Genomic DNA, 16,986 nt, shown 5'->3' on the forward strand with positions numbered 1-16,986 from the left:
GACTCATGAGGAGCCCTCGGTTCTATGGACGTCGAGGTCGGGGAAACGACGACGAGAACGGCGTTACCGGAAACCCGGTGGGAGACACCGGCCTACCTCTACGACCTGGCCGCCGTGAGCGACGCCCACCGCCGGCTGGTGGGCTCACTGCCCGGCCCGGCCACCCTGCTCTACTCCCTCAAGGCCAACCCGCACCCCGCCGTCCTCGGCCGGCTGGCGGCGCTCGGCTGCCACGCCGAGGTCAGCTCGCCCGGCGAACTGCGCGCCGCCCTCCAGGCCGGCTTCCCGGCCGACGGGGCGCTCTACACCGGCCCCGGCAAACGCGACGAGGACGTGGCCGGGGCCCTCGCGGCGGGCGTCCGGCAGTTCTCCGTCGACTCCCCGCACGCCCTGGACCAGCTCGACCGGCTGGGCCGCGCCGCGGGCACGCGGGTGCGCGCGCTGCTGCGGGTCAACCCGCCCGTCCCCCCGGCCGGGGCCGGTCTCGCGATGACCGGCGGCCCCTCCCAGTTCGGCGCCGACCTGGCCTGGGTGCTGGAGCGGCCCGAGCTCTTCGCGGACCGGGAGCACGCGGAACTGGCCGGCCTGCACCTCTACATGGGCAGCAACCTGACCCGGGTGGACGCGCTGCTCGCGGTGTTCCGCTACGGGCTCGACGTCGTGCGACGGATCGAGACGGCGCTCGACCGCCGGCTCCCCGTGATCGACCTCGGCGGAGGCTTCGGCGCACCGTACGCCGTCCCCGGCGCACTGCCGCGGTTCGACGCGCTCAGGAGCCGGCTCGACGCCCTGCTCGAGGAGGGGCTCCCCGGCTGGCCGGACGGGGAGCGGCGGGTCGTCTTCGAGTCGGGCCGCTACCTGACGGCGGGCTGCGGCCGGCTGCTGACCAGAGTGCTGGACGTCAAGCGCTCGCAGGGGCGGCGCGTCGTCGTCCTGGACACCGGCGTCAACCACCTGGGCGGGATGTCGGGGCTCCGCAAGGAGGACCGGATCGAGCCGCGGTTCCAGTGCGGTGACGATCCCCACGCGTCCGCCGTCCCCGACGGGACCATCGTCGCCGGTCCGCTCTGCCACCCGCTGGACGTCTGGACCAGGGACGCGCGCCTTCCGGACGTGGCCGTCGGAGACCTGCTGACGGTGCCGAACGTCGGCGCCTACGGCCTGCACGCGGGGCTGGCCCTGTTCCACTGCCACCCCATGCCGCTGGAGGTGGTGCTCGACGGGGAACGGGAGGTCGCCCGCGGCAGGTACGTCCTGGGCCGCGAGCGGAGCCCGCGGTGATCCGCGCCGTCCCCGGCCACCACCTCGCGCACCCCGACCACCACCTCGTACGCCCCGACCCGGGCTCCGACGTCACGACCCGCATCGAGGCCCCCGCCACGGGCGCGTTCACCATCGTCATGCGCGACGACACCTCCTACTGCGTACGGACCCTGGGCCGCGCACCGGCCGGGGGCGGCACCGTGTCGCCGGGCGGCTCGGCTCCCGCCGTCGCGGAGGCCTACCGCGCCTTCCAGCGGGACCTGAGGGACGCGCTGCGCACGGTAGTGCCACGGCCGGGCGGCCTCCGGTTCCACCTGGTCGACGCGCACCGGCTCGAACTGGCGGTCCGCCGCCGGGTCACCGGCGGGCCGCCGGTGAGCCTCGATCCGCTCCTCGACCGGGCGGTCCGGCCGCTGCGGGTGTCCCGGGGCTTCCTGCTCGGCGGCCGTCGGCAGGTCGGGCTGGTGCCGCGGCCCGGCGCCGCCCCCATCCGCGACCAGATCGCCTCGCTGCCACCGGACCCGGCCGGGCGGGGCTACACCCTCATCGAGGACGACATCGCCACCGGCGGGACCGTCGCCGCCGTCATCCGCCTGTTCCAGGACACGGGACGGCGGGTCCGGCACGTCATCCCCGGTATCCGGCTGGGCGGTTCGGCACATTCCCCCATCCTGGGCGCCGCCGTCGACCCCGTGCTCCACTACCGGACCGCCGCCACCGGGCCGGACGGGCCCGCCCTGGAACTGCTCGACCCGAGGAACTTCCTGCTCGGCCTCTCGGGGCTCGTCGTCCGGCTGCCGGACGGAACGTGGGGCCGCACACCGTACTGGCTCCCCTTCGTCCGGACCTCGGCCCGGCTCGGCAGCCCCGTCGGGGCCGACCGGGAGTTCGCCGTCCTCATGCTGGAGGCCAACGCGCGCTTCGTCGCCCGCGTCGACCACCTGCTGCGGCGCACCCTCCGGGTGGCCGACCTGCGACCCGACGCGCGCCGGCCGCTGTTGTCGCTGGGGATGGCGGAGCCGGGCGAGCCGGTCCGGTCCGTCCTTCGCAAACTCCAGACGGGGATGGAGAGTTGGTCCGAACTGATCGCGGAGGTCGAGGAGCGGGGCACGGACGTGCCGGCCGGATCGGCCGCCCGGTGACCGGGCCCGGCCACGAGCCCTTCGCCGTGGTGCTCCTCGACGTCAACGGCACCCTGGTGCCCTCGGTCCCCAGCGGCCCTCCGGACGCCCTCGCCCTGCAGCGCTTCCGGCGGCTGGTGCGGCACCTGACCTCCGCGGGCGTCGCCGTGGGCCTCTGCTCGGACTCGCCGCTCCGGCAACTGCGGGAGTTCGGCACCCGGATCGGCCTGGGCACGGCGCCCGGGTTCCCGGTGATCGCCGAGAACGGCAACGTGGTCGCGGTCGACGGGACCGTGCGCGTCACCACCCCGTTCCCGGCGCTGCGGAGCCTTCGCGCCGAGGTGGCGGAGGCGGCCGCCACCCACGGACTGACCCGGGTCGGCGACGCGGTGGCCCCCGAGTTCGGGGGCCGGCCGCCGACCGGCCGCACCTGGGCCTTCGGGGCGAACCGCCTGGCGTCCGCCAGCGTCTTCGGGCCCCCGGACTTCATCCACGACGTACGGCACCGGCTGACCGGCTGGAGCACCGGGAGCCGCGTCGCCGTCTCCGTCGAGCTCGGTCCGGGCGGCTCGTACGCCGGGATCCACCCCTATCCGCGCACGGAGTCCGGAAAGCGCGTGGCCCTGGCCGGACTGGCCGCGCGCGACCCGAGGAGCACCCTCCTCGTCGGGAACTCGCCCGCCGACTGGGTCCCCGGGGTGCCGGGCGTCAGGTGCGCGTTCGTGGCGGACCCCGCCGTGCCCCGGCACGTACGGGACGCGGCCTGGTACGTCTCGCCGGCGGCCGACCTGGAGGGGGTCGTCGACGTCCTGGGGCACGTGCTCCGACGACAGCCGCCGGCACCAGGACCAGCCCGTTTCTGAGGAGGCCGATATGGTACGTGTCCGTGTGGGGGTCGTGGGCTGCGGGATGATCGCGCAGCTGGTGCACCTCCCGTATCTGGCGGCGCTGCGCGACCGCTTCGACATCGTGGCGCTCTGCGACCGGTCCTACGACCTGGCCCGGTCGGTGGCCGAGCGCTTCCACGTCCCGAACGCCTACGCGGCCGTCGAGGACATGCTGGCGAAGACACCCGAACTGGACGCGGTCCTCGTCCTCACCACCGACCACCGGGAACCGGTGCTCACCGCCCTGGAGCACGGCAAGCACGTGTTCACCGAGAAGCCCCTCGGCCACACGATCGCGGAGACCGAGGAGGTGATCGCCGCCGCCGACCGCACCGGCTCCAAGGTCATGGTGGGCTACATGAAGCGGTACGACAGCGGCGTCCGGCGGGGACTGGAGGAGATCGCGCGGATCACCCGGCCCGTCATGGCGAGGATCCACATCGTGGTGGGCCCCGAGTACGGGAACTGGATCATCCCCGAGCTGTCCCGGATCACCCGCCCCGGCGATCCCGACGGGGCGGCGGGGCCGGACGAGCGGCGCGGCCGGGTCGCCCGGGAGTTCGGCGCCGCCTCGCCCGAAGCGCTGGAAGCGTACATGGACATGTTCGGGGTGTGGAGCCACGACGTGAACGTCTACCGGGCCGCCTTCCCCGCGCCGCCGGCCTCCATCAAGGCGCACTGCTCGCCGGACGGCACGACGCTCACCGCCTCGCTCCTGTACTCCGACGGGTTCCAGTGCGTCTTCCAGGGCTCGTCCACCTCGGTCCGCCGGTTCGAGGAGAGCCTCACCGTCTGGGGCGAGGACCGCACGGTGATGCTGGACATCTCCAACCCCTTCCTGCCCAACGCGCCGTCGACCGTACGGATCTGGCGTGACGAGGCACCGGCGGGGCCGGGCGCCGCCAGGGGGGCCGCCGTGGAGGAGACCGTCACGGGGTCCTACGAGGAGGCGTTCAAGGCCCAGCTCGCGCACTTCCACGAGTGCGTCGGCGCGCCGGGAGCGCAGCCCCTCACCAACGCGCACGAGGCGCTCCTGGACACCCGGCTGATGATCGACATCGTCCGGGCAGCAACGGAACGGCCGTAGCGCCGTGAGCGGTTCCCCGCACGACCTCGACGGAGCACGGGCCGACGCCGGGACCCGGGCCGACGCCGGGGCGCGCCTCCACCGGCTGTTCGCCGAACAGGTGGCGCGCACACCGGAGGCGCCGGCCCTGCTCTGGCAGGGCCGGCGGATCTCCTACCGCCGGCTCCTCGACAGGTCCCACCAGCTCGCCCGGTTCCTGCTCGCCCGCGGGACCGGCGCGGGGGACCGCGTCGGGATCTGCCTGGAGCGGGGGCCGCACCTGATCAGCGCGCTGTTCGGCATCCTCCGGGCCGGCGCCGCCTACGTCCCGCTCGACCCCGACTACCCCGTCGAGCGGTTGCGGTACGTCCTGGAGCACAGCGGCGCCACCACCCTGCTGACGCGGAAGGGCCTCACCCCGCTCTTCGCCGACTACCGGGGCGGGATCGTCGACCTCGACGACGTCCGGCCCCACCTCGACACGCTGCCCACCGAACCACCGGCCGGCTCCACTTCAGCCGGCTCCGGAGCGGACCCCGCCTACGTCATCTACAGCTCCGGCTCCACCGGCAGGCCCAAAGGCGTCCTGGTCGGTCACCGCTCGCTCGCGAACCACAGCTCCGCGGTGAACCGTCACTTCCGGTTCGGGCCGGGCGACCGGGTCCTGCAGTGCCGGCCCCTCGGCTTCGACGCCGCCGCCGAGGAGATCTTCCCGCCGCTCCTGCACGGCGCCGCCCTGGTCCTCGACGGCGACCCGCTCCGGCAGACGTACCGCGCCCTCACCCGGCAGGTGATCGACACCGGGACCACCTTCCTCAGTGTCCCCACCGCCTTCTGGCACGGCTGGGTGCGGGAGGAGGACTGCCTGGTCCGGCTGGCCGAGGAGTCGTCGCTCCGTCTGCTGGTCGTGGCGGGCGAGCAGGCGTCGCGCCGGGCCCTGCTGACCTGGCGGGAACGGGTCGGCGAGCGGATCCGCTGGTGCAACGTCTACGGCCCGACCGAGGCGACCATCACCTCGACCGTCTTCGAACCGGGGGCCGACTGGAGCCCGGACCGCTTCTCCTCCGTCCCCATCGGCCACCCCGTCGCGAACGTGCGGTGCCACATCCTCGACGAGTCCCTGGCCCCCGTCCCGGCGGGCACGGTGGGCGAGCTGTACCTGGGCGGCGCGGGCCTGGCCATCGGCTACCTCGACGCGCCGGCCCTGACCGCGGAGCGCTTCGTGGCGGACCCGTTCCCCGGAGCGCCGGGAGGCCGCCTCTACCGCACCGGGGACCTGGCACGGTCGGACGCCGACGGCTGCATCGAGTTCGTCGGCCGCCGGGACCACCAGGTGAAGATCCGCGGCTACCGGGTCGAGCCGGGCGAGATCGAGGCGGTGGCCGGCGAACACCCCGCCGTCCGGGCGTGCGCCGTGGTGCTGGACGACAGCGACCCGGACAACCCGGCCCTGCGCCTTCACGCGGTCGTGAACGCGCACATGGCCCTGACGGAGCGGGAGTTGATCGGATTCCTCCGCCGGAGACTGCCGTGGTACATGGTTCCCCCCGGCGTCCGCTTCCTCACGGAACTGCCCCTGACACCGCACGGGAAGATCGACCGCGCCGCCCTCACCTCCCCCGCGGACACCGGCTCCGCCGACACCGGCGCCTCGTACACCGCTCCGCGCACACCGGTCGAGGCCGCGCTGGCGGCCATCTGGGAAGAGCTCCTCGACCGGCGCGACATCAGCGTGGACGCCGACTTCTTCCAGCTCGGCGGCCACTCCCTGCTCGCCGCCGGCCTGATCACCCGGATCCGTGCGCGGCTGAACGTCAGCCTTCCGGTCCGCGTGCTGTTCGAGTCCCCGACCATCGAGGGGCTCGCCGCGGCCGTGTCGGACGCCCTGCTCTGACCGCGCTCCCGCCGACCGTTCACACCCCACCTCCACCTCCACCTCCACTTCCACCTTCACCGACATCCGGAGCCATGGATGACCATCGACCTGTCGGATCCGCTGCTCTACCAGACCTCGGATCCGGAGCCGGTGTGGGCGCGACTGCGCGCCGAGCAGCCGGTGTACCGGAACGAGCGGGCCAACGGCGAGTTCTTCTGGGCGGTCATGACGCACCGCCTGTGCACGGACGTGCTGACGGACCCCCGGGTGTTCAGCTCCGAGAACGGCATGCGGCTGGACTCCGACCCGCGGGTGCTGGCCGCGGCGGCGGGCCGGATGCTCAACGTCACCGACCCTCCCCGGCACGACAGGATCCGCAAGGTCGTCAGCTCGGCGTTCACGCCCAGGACGGTCGACCGGCTGGAAGCCACCATGCGGCGGACGGCCGCGCGCGCCATCGAGGAGGCGGTGGCCGAGGGCGGCTGCGAGTTCACCCGCGTCGCACAGACGCTGCCGGTCTCGGTCATCTGCGACCTGATGGGGGTCCCGGAGGCCGACTGGGAGTTCATGGTCGACCGGACCCGCTTCGCCTGGAGCTCCACCGCGCTCGACGCGGCGGAGGAGGCCAGGAAGGTCCAGGCCCACACCGAGATCCTCTGCTACTTCCAGGAGCTGGCCGAGGAGCGGAGGAAGAAACCGCGGGACGACCTCCTGAGCGCCCTGGTGTGCGGCGAGATCGACGGGGTGCCGCTGACCGACCAGGAGGTCTTCTACAACTGCGACGCCCTGATATCCGGCGGGAACGAGACGACCCGGCACGCCACCGTGGGCGGGCTGCTGGCCCTCGCCCGCGACCCGGAGCAGTGGCGGATGCTCCGGGCGGACCCCGGCCTGATGCCCTCCGCGATCCAGGAGATCATCCGCTACACGTCCCCGGTCATGCACTCCCTCCGCACGGCCAGGGAGGACGTGGAACTCGGCGGGCGGCCCGTCCGCGCCGGCGACCACGTCGTGGCCTGGCTGCCGTCGGCCAACCGCGACGAGGAGGTCTTCGCCGACCCGGAGCGCTTCGACATCGAGCGCTCCCCCAACCGCCACCTGGGTTTCATCGTGGGCAACCACTACTGCATCGGCGCGGCGCTCGCCAGGCTCGAACTGACCGTGCTGTTCCAGGAACTCACCCGGCGGGTCCGGACGGTGGAGGTCACCGGCCCGGTCCGTCGCCTGCGCTCGAACCTCCTCTGGGGGTTCGACTCGCTCCCGGTGGCGTTCGTCCCGAGCCTCGACAACCACTAGCGGAAGCCGATCCGAGGAGGCCGGTCACCAGTGCCCCGTACCGTCCGAAGAGACGCTCTCCTCCCCGACGCCCGGCGCACGGTGGAGACGTACGAGCGGAACCACGGCACTCGCTTCACCCACCTGTTGCGGTTCGACCCCCAGGTGCTGGAGTCCCTGCACGCCCCGGGCGAACTGCCGGACAGCGTACGGGTCGCCTCCGACCAGCACCCCGGCGTGGTCGAGCGGATGGCGGTGGTGACGGCGGTCGCCAACCTCCCCGAGCAGCAGGCGGCGCACCGCCGCCGCTACCTCCGCGCCCTGCTCGACATCTACGGCATGCTGCCCGCCCGGGTGGCGGACGCCGCGTCCGTGCCAGGGGCGGTCGTCGTCGCGCCGGAACGCGAGGGGCGGATCCTGGCCGAACTGCTCGGCGTGCTGCCCCGCCACCAGGGCTGGACACCGCAGGCCAAGCGCATGCCCGCGGCCGGCGGCCTGCTCGTCGGCGTCGACCACCGGCTTCCCGCCCGGAGCGACCGGCTGGTGGTCGTCGACGGCGTCGTGGCCAGCGGAGTGACCCTCATGGCGGTGATGCACCTGACGGCCCGGCCGGGCGCCGCCGTCGACGTCTTCACCTGCCACGCGACCGCCGAGGGGGCGCTCGCGCTGGCCCGGTACGCGGAGCGGCGGGAGGTCGCGTTGACGCTCCACGTCGGCCACCTGTCGGGCGTCCTCGACGAGAGGTTCTACTCGGTGGACCCGGAGGACCGGGCGACCCTCCTCCTGGGCGACATCGGCGACACCATCAGCCCGGTCGCCCCGGGGACGTAGGGACACCGGAGCGGTACGGCGGCGGCCGGGCCGCCGCCGTACCGCTCCTCCCCGACGGGCGGTCGCGCGGTGAGCGGGGCCGATTCGTCGTGACGGGCTTTCACATCGCGGGCGGCGGACTGCCAGACTGGTGCCGGGGGCCGGTCAGGGGCGGATGGCCACGGCGGCGAGGCAGGACGCCTCGGCGTCGCTGACGTGCGGGGCGTCCGGTTCGGGGCGCCAGCGGGGGGTGGAGGTGATGCCGGGGGCGAGGATGTCCCAGCCGGTGAAGAACCGGGCGAACTCGTCGGCGGCCCGGGCGCGGACCGGGTTGCCGTTGTCGCGGTAGACCTGCTCGATGCGGGCCGCGTCCTGGGGGGCGTAGTCGGGGGTGAAGTGGCTGATCACCAGGGCGGAACCGCGGGTCGGCAGCGCGTTCCCGAGCGTCTCGGCGATCTCGTGGGCGCCCTCGGGGACGAAGTGGAGCAGGGCGACGAGGCTCAGGGCGATCGGCCGGGTGAAGTCGAGGACGCCGGTCGCGCGGACCGCGTCCAGGAGGGCGTCGGGGTCCCGGACGTCGGCCTGGACGTAGGCGGTCCGCCCTTCGGGGCTGCTGCGCAGGAGCGCCTGGGCGTGGGTGAGGACGATGGGGTCGTTGTCCGCGTAGACGATCCTGGCCCGCGGTTCGATGCCCTGGGCGATCTCGTGGAGGTTGGGCGAGGTCGGGATGCCGGTGCCGATGTCGAGGAACTGGGTCACGCCGCCGCGGGCGAGCGCGCGGGTGGCGCGGTGCATGAACGTCCGGTTGGCGCGGGCCGCCGACCGGGCCTGGGGGAAGACCGCGAGGGCGTGCCCGGCGGCCTCCCGGTCGGCGGGGAAGTTGGTCGTGCCGTCGAGGAAGTAGTCGTAGATCCGCGCCGAGTGCGGGCGGTGGATGGCGAGGTTGACCTCGGCGCCCGGCGGAGTGGCGATGTCGTCGTGCTGCTCTGCTGCCATGGTGCGTTGTCCCCCTGCGTCGGCGTCATGTCGTGCCCGCAGGCCGGCGCGCCACAACCCGTGGCGCAGCGTGGCGAACCCTTGCGCGGGCCATCGTTCAGCTCAACGTGACGATATCTGATCGCATGTGACTGATCACCATCTGACAAGTCATCACATGCCAGTTCATACAAACCTTTTTGGGATCCCCTTCACATCAGGCTTTTCAGGACGATTGGATGTCCGTACGGAGGACGGCCGTTCTCCACCTGACTCCACCGTTCCCGACCCCCGGGTCGGCCGAACGTCGTCCGCACGGGCGACGAGGAGGATCATTTGACCAGCGACGACGAGTGGGCAGCCGTGCGCCCCACTCATCGGCTGTCCTACCAGGCTTTCTGCGACAGCCGCGAAGAGACCTGGCGCGGAGTCGCCTGGGCCCGGTTGCACGACCAGGAACTCGTCGACCAGGCGGTCCGCAGCACCCGCCGGGAACTGGGGCAGGACTGGCTCGGCGCGCTGAGCCAGCCCGACATCGAGGCCCACGCCTGGATGATCGCCAAGCGGTGCATCGCCGACCGGGAGATGAGCGCCGGCCAGGCCCCGCCCAGCGCGGTCGTCCCGGACTGGATCGTCGCCATCCGAGGCGCCCACGCCCTGGCCCGCGTCAGCCTGGAGAACCTCGACAACGACTACGAGGAGCTCTACAAGGCGATCCTGCGGCTGCCGGAGCGCCAGTACGACATGATCGTGCTCCGCTACATGCTGGACATCGACTACCCGACGATCGCCACCTACCTCGGCATCACCGAGACCAACGCCCGCACCACCACCAGCCACGGCCTGGCCAAGCTCCGCCGCCTCCTCGGCACCGACACCACCATGGGGGACATGCAGTGACACGGGGACACGACCGCCGGGCAGCCACCGCCCGGAACCGGTACGACGGGAACGGCGACGGACCCGACGGACCGGTCGAGCTGCCCGACGGCGTGTCCGGTCCCGACCTGCGCCGACTCGTCCGCGCCCGCGCCCCCCTGGGCGCCGAGCACCTCCAGGCCCGCCACGAACTCGACCTCGCCGCGACCCTGATCATCGCCCAGCCCGAGGCCGCCGACTCCCTGGAGGCCCTCACCAACAACCGGCGCCGCATCCACCCCGGCGGCGCGCTCGTCCTGGCCGCGCTGCTCCACCTCGCCGGACACGACGACGGCTGCCAGTTCTGGCTGCAGTTCGCCGCCGGCGGCGGCAGCACGACCGCCGCCAGCTGCCTCTCCTTCCTGCACGCCGCCCGCGGCGAGTTCCGCGACGCCGACTACTGGCGCAACCAGGCCGACCAGCTCGCCGCCGAAGCCCGTAACCCGGCCGCGCCGCCCGCGCCCTGGCCCGGCCGGCCGCTCCCCCCCGCCGTGTGGGCCGACACCCTCGCCGCCTGCCACGACGGCCTGACCCTGCGCCTGCCACCGCGCGTGGCCGCCGTCGTCCACCAGCTGCCCGTCGCCACCGACGACGAGGACCACGGCGAGATCCCCCAGCCCTCCCCCACCCTCGTGGACGACCTCGCCCACGCCTCCGCCCCCGCCGCTCGCGCCTGACCCCCGCCCCGCCGCCCCGCCCGGGCGGTCGCGCCGCGGGTGGGCGGATCCGGCCATCTAAGATGCCTGAGTCACTGGTACGGGCCCAAACCTCCGTGCCGGCGGCGCAGGCCATGTCCGAAGCGGTGACGGCGAGACGAGGGAGCACCGGTGCCCAGCCAGCGGTCCATCAACGAGGCGGAGCGGCTCGTCCAGGCGAAGCTCGGCGGCATTCCGATCCGCCGGGAGCGGATGGCCGCGGTGGCCAACATCTACCGGGCCGCGTCCGCCGTCCGGCAGCACCTGGAGAACTCCGTGCTGCGCGGCTCGGACCTGACCTGGACCGCCTTCGTCGTGCTGTGGGTGGTGTGGGTCTGGGGCGAGTCCGAGACCCGGCACGTCGCCGAGGAGGCGGGGATCTCCAAGGGGACGCTGACCGGGGTGTCCCGCACGCTGGAGTCGCGCGGGCTGCTGCGGCGCACCGACCACCCCACCGACGGACGGCTGGTGCTGCTCGCGCTCACCGAGGAGGGCGAGGAGTTCATGCGCGAGGTGTTCCCCGCGTTCAACGAGGAGGAGTCCTTCGTCACCGGCCGGCTGAGCGACGCGGAGTGCGTCGGCCTCGCCGACGGGCTGCGGCGCGTGGTGCTCCAGGTCGAGGAGTCGGGCGAGGAGCGGCGCCGCGCGCTGCTGAACGGCGAGGAGCCCGCCCCGCGCCGCAGCGGCCGGCGCGCCCGCCGGTAGGACTCAGTCGGCGGCCCGCACCAGGGCGTCGAAGAGGCGCTGCTGGGCCGGGTCCTCGTGGGCGGTGTCCTCGGGGTGCCACTGCACGGCGGCGAACCAGCCCTCGTAGTCGGGGAGTTCGACGGCTTCGACGGTCCCGTCGGCGGCCCGGGCGGTGACGGCCAGGCCCTCCCCGAGGCGGTCCACGTGCTGGTGGTGGTAGCAGGACACCCGGACCTCCCCGGCGCCGGTGATCCGGGCCAGCGCGGAGCCGGGCGCGAGCGGGACGGGGTGCCGCAGGTGGCGGTGGTCCCGTCCGGGGCCGCCCATGTCCTGGTGCAGGGTGCCGCCCAGCACCGTGTTGACCACCTGGAGTCCGCGGCAGACGGCCAGCAGCGGCAGTCCGCTCGCGAGGGCCCGCCGGGCGAGTTCCAGGTCGAACGCGTCCTGCTCCTCGTCCACGTCGTAGACGGCCTCGTGGGCGTCGGGCGCCCCGTAGCGGTGGGGTGCCAGGTCGCCGCCGCCGGGGAGCAGCAGCGCGTCGAAGCGGGAGAGCCGGGCGGCGACCTCCTCGGGGTCGGCGGTGCCGCCGGGCGCGTGCGGGTGCAGGGTGGCGGGCTCGCCGCCGGCCCGCCAGACGGCCTCGACCAGCGCGCGGGCGTTGACCTCCGCGGCGTACCGCAGCGCGGAGGTGGTGGCGGCGAAGCGGGCCGGCACCGCGATCAGCGGGCGACGGGCCGTGGGCGGGCGACGGATCACAGCTGGATCCAGGTGGTCTTGAGTTCGGTGTACTTCTCCAGCGCGTGGGCGGACTTGTCGCGTCCGTTGCCGGACTGCTTCATGCCGCCGAAGGGCACGGTGAGGTCGCCCTCCTCGTAGCAGTTGACCCAGACCGTACCGGCCCTGAGGGCGCGGGAGACCCGGTGGGCGGTGGACAGGTCGGAGGTCCACAGGCCGGCCGCGAGGCCGTACTCGGTGGCGTTGGCGAGGGCGACGGCCTCGTCGAGGTCGTCGAAGGCGAGGACGGAGAGCACCGGGCCGAAGACCTCCTCGCGGGCCAGCCTGCTGTCGGGGGCGACCCGGTCGAAGACGGTCGGTTCGAGGTAGGAGCCGCCGGTGCCGGTCAGGGTGCGCCCGCCGCCCGTGCGCAGGCGGGCGCCGTCGTCGAGGGCGGTGCGGACGTGGCCGAGCACCCGGTCGAGGTGGTGCTCGCCGACCAGGGCGCCCATCTCGGTGGCCGGGTCGAGGGGGTCGCCCACCCGCAGGGCGCGGGCGCGCGCCACGACGGCCTCGGTGACCTGCTCGGCGACGGAGCGGTGGACCAGCAGCCGGGAGGGCGCGGTGCACATCTCGCCCTGGTTGAAGAAGATGCCCCAGGCGGCGGTGGCCGCGGCCCGCTCCAGGTCGGGGGCGTCGGGCAGGACGATGTTGGGCGACTTGCCGCCCAGCTCCAGCCAGACCCGCTTGAGGTTGGAGTCGGCGGAGTAGCGCAGGAAGTGGCGGCCGACGGCGGTGGAGCCGGTGAAGGCGAGGACGTCCACGTCGGGGTGGAGGCCGAGGGCGCGGCCGGCCACCGGTCCGTCGCCGGCCACGACGTTGAGCACGCCCGGCGGCAGCCCGGCCGCGAGGCCGATCCGTCCGAGCAGCAGGGCGGACAGCGGGGAGTGCTCCGAGGGCTTGAGAACGACCGTGCAGCCGGCGGCCAGGGCCGGGGCGATCTTCCAGCCGGCCAGGGTGAGCGGGAAGTTCCACGGGACGACCGCGCCGACGACCCCGGCGGGCTCCCGGGTGACGAGGGCGAGGGCGTCAGGCGCGGTGTGCGGGGACTCGTCGGTGAGCTTGTCGGCGAGCCCGCCGTACCAGCGGAAGGTGGTGATGACGGCCCGCAGTTCGATGTCGTGGGCGTCGGTGACCGGTTTGCCCATCTCCAGACTGATGGTGAGCGCCAGTTCGGTCCGCCGCTCCTCCAGGAGGTCGGCGAACCTCAGCAGGATCCGTCCGCGGTCGGCCGGGGAGAGCCGCGGCCAGGGGCCGTGGTCGAAGGCGCGGCGGGCGGCGGCGACGGCCGCGTCGACCTCGGCCGGGCCGGCGTCGGCGGCCTCGGCCAGCACCCGGCCGTCGCGGGGCGACACCACGGGGAACGCGCCGTCGCCGGGTTCGTCGGCGCCGTCGATCAGGTGCGTGACGGCCGGTTCCAGCGCCTCGGCCCGGCGCAGCCAGTCGTCGTGGGTGGCGAGGGTCATCGGGTCCTCCGGAGCACGTGGGTGCGGGGTGGGTGGCGCGCGCCCTGCCTGCGGGCGCGCGCCGGGGAAAGCGTCAGCTGGGGGCGCGTCAGCCGGTGCGTCGGCGCCGGATGCGCTGGTTGGCCACGCCGAGCGCCATGACGACCGGCACGGACAGGACGAGCCACAGCGCGGTGCCCGCCTCGCCCCCGATCAGGGTGGTGAAGTTGGCCAGGATGAGCCAGATGGCACCGGCGATGCCGAGCGCGCCCAGCACGGGGGCGATCACGGTGTTCCACAGCCTGGTGTCGACCCGTCGGCGGCGGAAGTACACCACGACGGACACCGAGGTGAGCAGGTAGAGCAGCATCATCGCCAGGACGGCGAGTCCGCTGAACCAGGAGAAGAGGGTGAGCACCGGGTCCTTGCCGGCCAGCGCGAAGGGCACGACCAGGAGGACGGCGATGGCGGTCTGCACCCGGCCCGCGACCGCCGGGGCGTGCCGCCGGTTCAGCCGGCACAGCGGTGCGGGCAGCTGCCGGTCCCGGCCGAGGCAGAACAGGTACCGGCTGGCGGAGTTGTGGAAGGTCAGGACGCCGGCGAACAGCGAGGTGGCGAGCAGGACCGGCAGGACTCCGCCGATCCAGCCGCCGAACAGGTCGGCGACGGGGGCGAAGACGAACCCGGCGGAGTCCCCGGCGGCCACCGCCTTGGCGGCCGCCGCGGGGGCCTTGGCGGCGCCGTACGCGGAGATCAGCATCCACGAGGTGAGGGCGAAGAAGACGGTGACCACGGTCACCGAGAGGTAGGTCGCCCTCGGTACGGTCTTCTTGGGCTCCTTCGCCTCCTCGCCGTAGATGGCGGTGGCCTCGAAGCCGAACATCGAGGCCAGGGCGAACATCACGGCGACGCCCGGCGCGCCCTGGAGGGCGGCCGACGGGGAGAAGCTCTCGGCCACCCCGAGCCCTTCCGGCCCGCCGCCCTTGACCAGGGTGACCACGCCGAAGACCAGCAGGATGCTGAACTCGGCGAGGACGAACGCGGCCAGCACCCGGGCGCCCATCTCGATGCCCAGGGCGCCGAGGGCCTGCACCACGGCCATGGTGACCAGGGTGTAGACCCACCACGGGAGGTGGAGCGGGGTGTGGTCGGAGACGAGCCCGCTGACGATCGAGCCGTACAGGCCGTACATCGCCGCCTGGATGACGCAGTAGGCGAACAGGGCGACGCTCGCGCTGCCCGCGCCGGCGGCCCGGCCGAGGCCGGTGCCGATGTACGTGTAGAAGGCTCCGGCGTCCACGACGTGCCGGCCCATGGCGATGAACCCGACGGAGAAGAGCAGGATCACCGCCCCGGCCACCACGTAGGCCGCGGGGGTGCCGGAGCCGTTGCCGAGGGCGACCGAGATCGGGGCGGCGCCGGCGATGCCCGTCAGCGGGGCCTGGCCGGAGAGGACGAAGAAGAGGATGCCCAGGACACCCAGGGCGTTGGGTTTGAGCGTGGCCGCGGTGGGGGCGTCCCACTCGGTCCGTTCGGAGGACGTCGTCCGACTGTCCACACGGATCACCTGCCAGGTCGAAGTGGGGGAAGGTCCGGAGAAGGTCGTTTCAGGTCAAACGAGTTGCCTCATCGTGGGGCGGCGCCATGCGTTTGACAAGGGGTCGGGAAGCAGGAAAAAGGGGGTGGTAGGGCGCGGCGTCAGCGCCCGTCGGGCTCCTCGGCCAGCCCGGCCAGCAGGCCCCTGAGCTCCGCCAGCGCCTCCTCGGTGGCCTCCCGCTCACCGAAGACCAGCTGGTGCAGCACCAGGCCCTCCAGCGCGGCGAAGACCAGCCGGGACATGCCGCGGCTCACCGGGCCGGGCAGGATCCGGCCCAACTCGCTCCGGCTGGCCTCGAAGTACTCCTCGTAGAGGCCGCGCAGGTGCGGCAGCAGCTCCGGCCGGCGGCGGGCCTCCAGCAGCAGCTCGTACTGGAAGGCCTGCACCTCGGGACCGGACTCGACCATCTCCACGAGACCGGTGGCGAAGTCGGCCGCGGGGCCGGTGCCGACGCCGAGCGCGCTGACGCTCAGCGAGGAGCGGATGGCGTGGGTCAGCGCCTCCTCGATCAGCGCGTCCCGCGTACCGAAGTAGTGCACGACGAGCCCGTGGGTGACACCGGCCTCCTGGGCGACGGCCCGGTAGGTGAGCTTGCGCAGACCGCCCCGGGCCACCACGCGCACGGCGGCGTCCAGCAGGGCCGTCCGTCCCGTCCCGTAGTTCGTCACGCGCTTGCGGGGGCCGCGCTCGACGGTGGTGGGCTTGACGGGATCGGTCATGTGATCGACCCTACCGGCGCGCACCGGTCAGCGCTTCGGCGGCCGGATGCCGCGGAACTCCCAGTCCCCGCCCAGGGCGGTGGACAGCACCTCCTCCGACTCCGTCGGCTGCGCCCCCACGTCGGTGCGCACCGGGGTCGGCCCGGCGACGATGCGGTTGGCGAGCCGGCCGAGGCCCTCCACCTCCACCTCGACGAGGTCCCCGGGCACCACCGGCCGGGAGTTGGCCGGGGTGCCGGACAGCAGCACGTCGCCGGGGTACAGGGTGATGGTGCGGGCGATGTCGGCGACGAGGTAGTGCATGTCCCAGGTCATCTCGTCGGTGGAGCCGTCCTGGACGACCTCGCCGTTGACGTAGGTCCGCAGCCGCTTGCCGTGGAAGTCCCAGTCGGTGACCAGCCCGGGGCCGAGCGGGCACAGGGTGTCGGAGCCCTTGACCCGGAGCATGGAGCCGGCGTCGGTGTCCCGGAAGTCGTGCAGGCCGTAGTCGTTGGCCACGGTGTACCCGGCGATGTACTCCCCCGCCTCGGCCGGGGAGACGTTGCGCGCGGTGCGGCCGATCACGATGGCGACCTCGCCCTCGTAGTTGAGCCACTTGCAGCCCTCGGGGCGGACGACCGCGCCCCGGTGGGAGTTGAGCGCCGAGGTCGGCTTGTGGAAGTAGGTGGGGCTGTCGGGCAGGCCGATCCGGAACTCCTCCACCCGGCTGCGGTGGTTGAGGTGGACGGCGATCACCTTGGAGGGGACGACGGGCGGCAGGTGGTGGGCGTCCTCGGCCGCGACGCGCCGGCCGTCGCCGGCCACCAGGTCGTCGCCCTCGCGCACGGTCTGGACGGCGGCGCCGTCGAGCAGGATGCGGCGGTACTCGGGCATGGCGG

At 73.6% G+C, this 16,986-nt stretch carries 16 protein-coding genes; 10 read left to right on the plus strand and 6 right to left on the minus strand.

Annotation, left to right across the window (positions count from 1 at the left end; genetic code table 11):
- Positions 1-24: 24 nt before the first annotated feature.
- The 7 genes from ACFVXH_RS31645 to ACFVXH_RS31675 all read left to right on the plus strand — a co-directional run bounded on the left by ACFVXH_RS31645 (position 25) and on the right by ACFVXH_RS31675 (position 8,319).
- Positions 25-1,281 carry a type III PLP-dependent enzyme gene (locus ACFVXH_RS31645; RefSeq protein ID WP_387829316.1) on the plus strand — a complete coding sequence of 419 codons (1,257 nt, stop codon included), beginning with the start codon at positions 25-27 and terminating at the stop codon, positions 1,279-1,281.
- Positions 1,278-2,405, plus strand: a complete 1,128-nt coding sequence (locus ACFVXH_RS31650; RefSeq protein ID WP_387829318.1) for a hypothetical protein — start codon at positions 1,278-1,280, stop codon at positions 2,403-2,405. The genes ACFVXH_RS31645 and ACFVXH_RS31650 overlap by 4 nt, the downstream gene beginning before the upstream one ends.
- Positions 2,402-3,247 carry a hypothetical protein gene (locus ACFVXH_RS31655; protein ID WP_387829320.1) on the plus strand — a complete coding sequence of 282 codons (846 nt, stop codon included), beginning with the start codon at positions 2,402-2,404 and terminating at the stop codon, positions 3,245-3,247. Before ACFVXH_RS31650 ends, ACFVXH_RS31655 begins: the two co-directional genes overlap by 4 nt.
- A 10-nt stretch (positions 3,248-3,257) precedes the next feature.
- Positions 3,258-4,358 (plus strand): Gfo/Idh/MocA family protein, encoded by a 1,101-nt coding sequence (locus ACFVXH_RS31660; RefSeq protein WP_387829322.1) that lies wholly within the window; start codon positions 3,258-3,260, stop codon positions 4,356-4,358.
- Between the two features lie 4 nt (positions 4,359-4,362).
- On the plus strand, positions 4,363-6,231 hold the full coding sequence (locus tag ACFVXH_RS31665; RefSeq protein ID WP_387829324.1) for an amino acid adenylation domain-containing protein: 1,869 nt from the start codon (positions 4,363-4,365) through the stop codon (positions 6,229-6,231).
- Positions 6,232-6,309: 78 nt separating this feature from the next.
- Positions 6,310-7,509 (plus strand): cytochrome P450, encoded by a 1,200-nt coding sequence (locus ACFVXH_RS31670; RefSeq protein WP_387829326.1) that lies wholly within the window; start codon positions 6,310-6,312, stop codon positions 7,507-7,509.
- A 30-nt stretch (positions 7,510-7,539) separates the two neighbouring features.
- Positions 7,540-8,319: a hypothetical protein gene (locus ACFVXH_RS31675; protein WP_387829328.1), complete on the plus strand. Its 780-nt coding sequence runs from the start codon at positions 7,540-7,542 to the stop codon at positions 8,317-8,319.
- Between the two features lie 144 nt (positions 8,320-8,463).
- On the opposite strand, the gene ACFVXH_RS31680 is transcribed toward ACFVXH_RS31675, so the two are convergent.
- Positions 8,464-9,294, minus strand: coding sequence for an SAM-dependent methyltransferase (locus ACFVXH_RS31680; protein ID WP_117486936.1), 831 nt, complete (start codon positions 9,292-9,294; stop codon positions 8,464-8,466).
- Between the two features lie 315 nt (positions 9,295-9,609).
- On the opposite strand from ACFVXH_RS31680, the gene ACFVXH_RS31685 reads away from it, so the two are divergent.
- The 3 genes from ACFVXH_RS31685 (at position 9,610) to ACFVXH_RS31695 (ending at position 11,591) form a co-directional block, all read left to right on the plus strand.
- Entirely contained in the window at positions 9,610-10,173 is a 564-nt protein-coding gene (locus tag ACFVXH_RS31685; RefSeq protein ID WP_074005214.1) for an RNA polymerase sigma factor, read from the plus strand.
- Positions 10,170-10,868, plus strand: coding sequence for a hypothetical protein (locus tag ACFVXH_RS31690; protein ID WP_387829330.1), 699 nt, complete (start codon positions 10,170-10,172; stop codon positions 10,866-10,868). The genes ACFVXH_RS31685 and ACFVXH_RS31690 overlap by 4 nt, the downstream gene beginning before the upstream one ends.
- 150 nt (positions 10,869-11,018) lie before the next feature.
- Positions 11,019-11,591, plus strand: coding sequence for a MarR family winged helix-turn-helix transcriptional regulator (locus ACFVXH_RS31695; RefSeq protein WP_049650724.1), 573 nt, complete (start codon positions 11,019-11,021; stop codon positions 11,589-11,591).
- A gap of 3 nt (positions 11,592-11,594) precedes the next feature.
- Here ACFVXH_RS31695 and ACFVXH_RS31700 read toward each other — a convergent pair whose 3' ends face one another.
- The 5 genes from ACFVXH_RS31700 to ACFVXH_RS31720 form a co-directional block, all read right to left on the minus strand.
- On the minus strand, positions 11,595-12,329 hold the full coding sequence (locus ACFVXH_RS31700; RefSeq protein ID WP_387829332.1) for a gamma-glutamyl-gamma-aminobutyrate hydrolase family protein: 735 nt from the start codon (positions 12,327-12,329) through the stop codon (positions 11,595-11,597).
- A complete protein-coding gene (locus tag ACFVXH_RS31705; protein WP_117486938.1) occupies positions 12,326-13,813 on the minus strand; it encodes an aldehyde dehydrogenase in 1,488 nt (495 codons plus the stop codon). The genes ACFVXH_RS31700 and ACFVXH_RS31705 overlap by 4 nt, the downstream gene beginning before the upstream one ends.
- Positions 13,814-13,901: 88 nt before the next feature.
- Positions 13,902-15,350, minus strand: coding sequence for an APC family permease (locus ACFVXH_RS31710; RefSeq protein ID WP_387829334.1), 1,449 nt, complete (start codon positions 15,348-15,350; stop codon positions 13,902-13,904).
- A 140-nt stretch (positions 15,351-15,490) separates the two neighbouring features.
- Positions 15,491-16,108: a TetR/AcrR family transcriptional regulator gene (locus tag ACFVXH_RS31715; protein ID WP_049650720.1), complete on the minus strand. Its 618-nt coding sequence runs from the start codon at positions 16,106-16,108 to the stop codon at positions 15,491-15,493.
- Between the two features lie 27 nt (positions 16,109-16,135).
- Positions 16,136-16,981 carry a fumarylacetoacetate hydrolase family protein gene (locus ACFVXH_RS31720; RefSeq protein WP_387829337.1) on the minus strand — a complete coding sequence of 282 codons (846 nt, stop codon included), beginning with the start codon at positions 16,979-16,981 and terminating at the stop codon, positions 16,136-16,138.
- Positions 16,982-16,986 lie beyond the last annotated feature (5 nt).

Source organism: Kitasatospora sp. NPDC058184 (genome assembly GCF_042883725.1).
Classification (GTDB): Bacteria; Actinomycetota; Actinomycetes; order Streptomycetales; family Streptomycetaceae; genus Kitasatospora.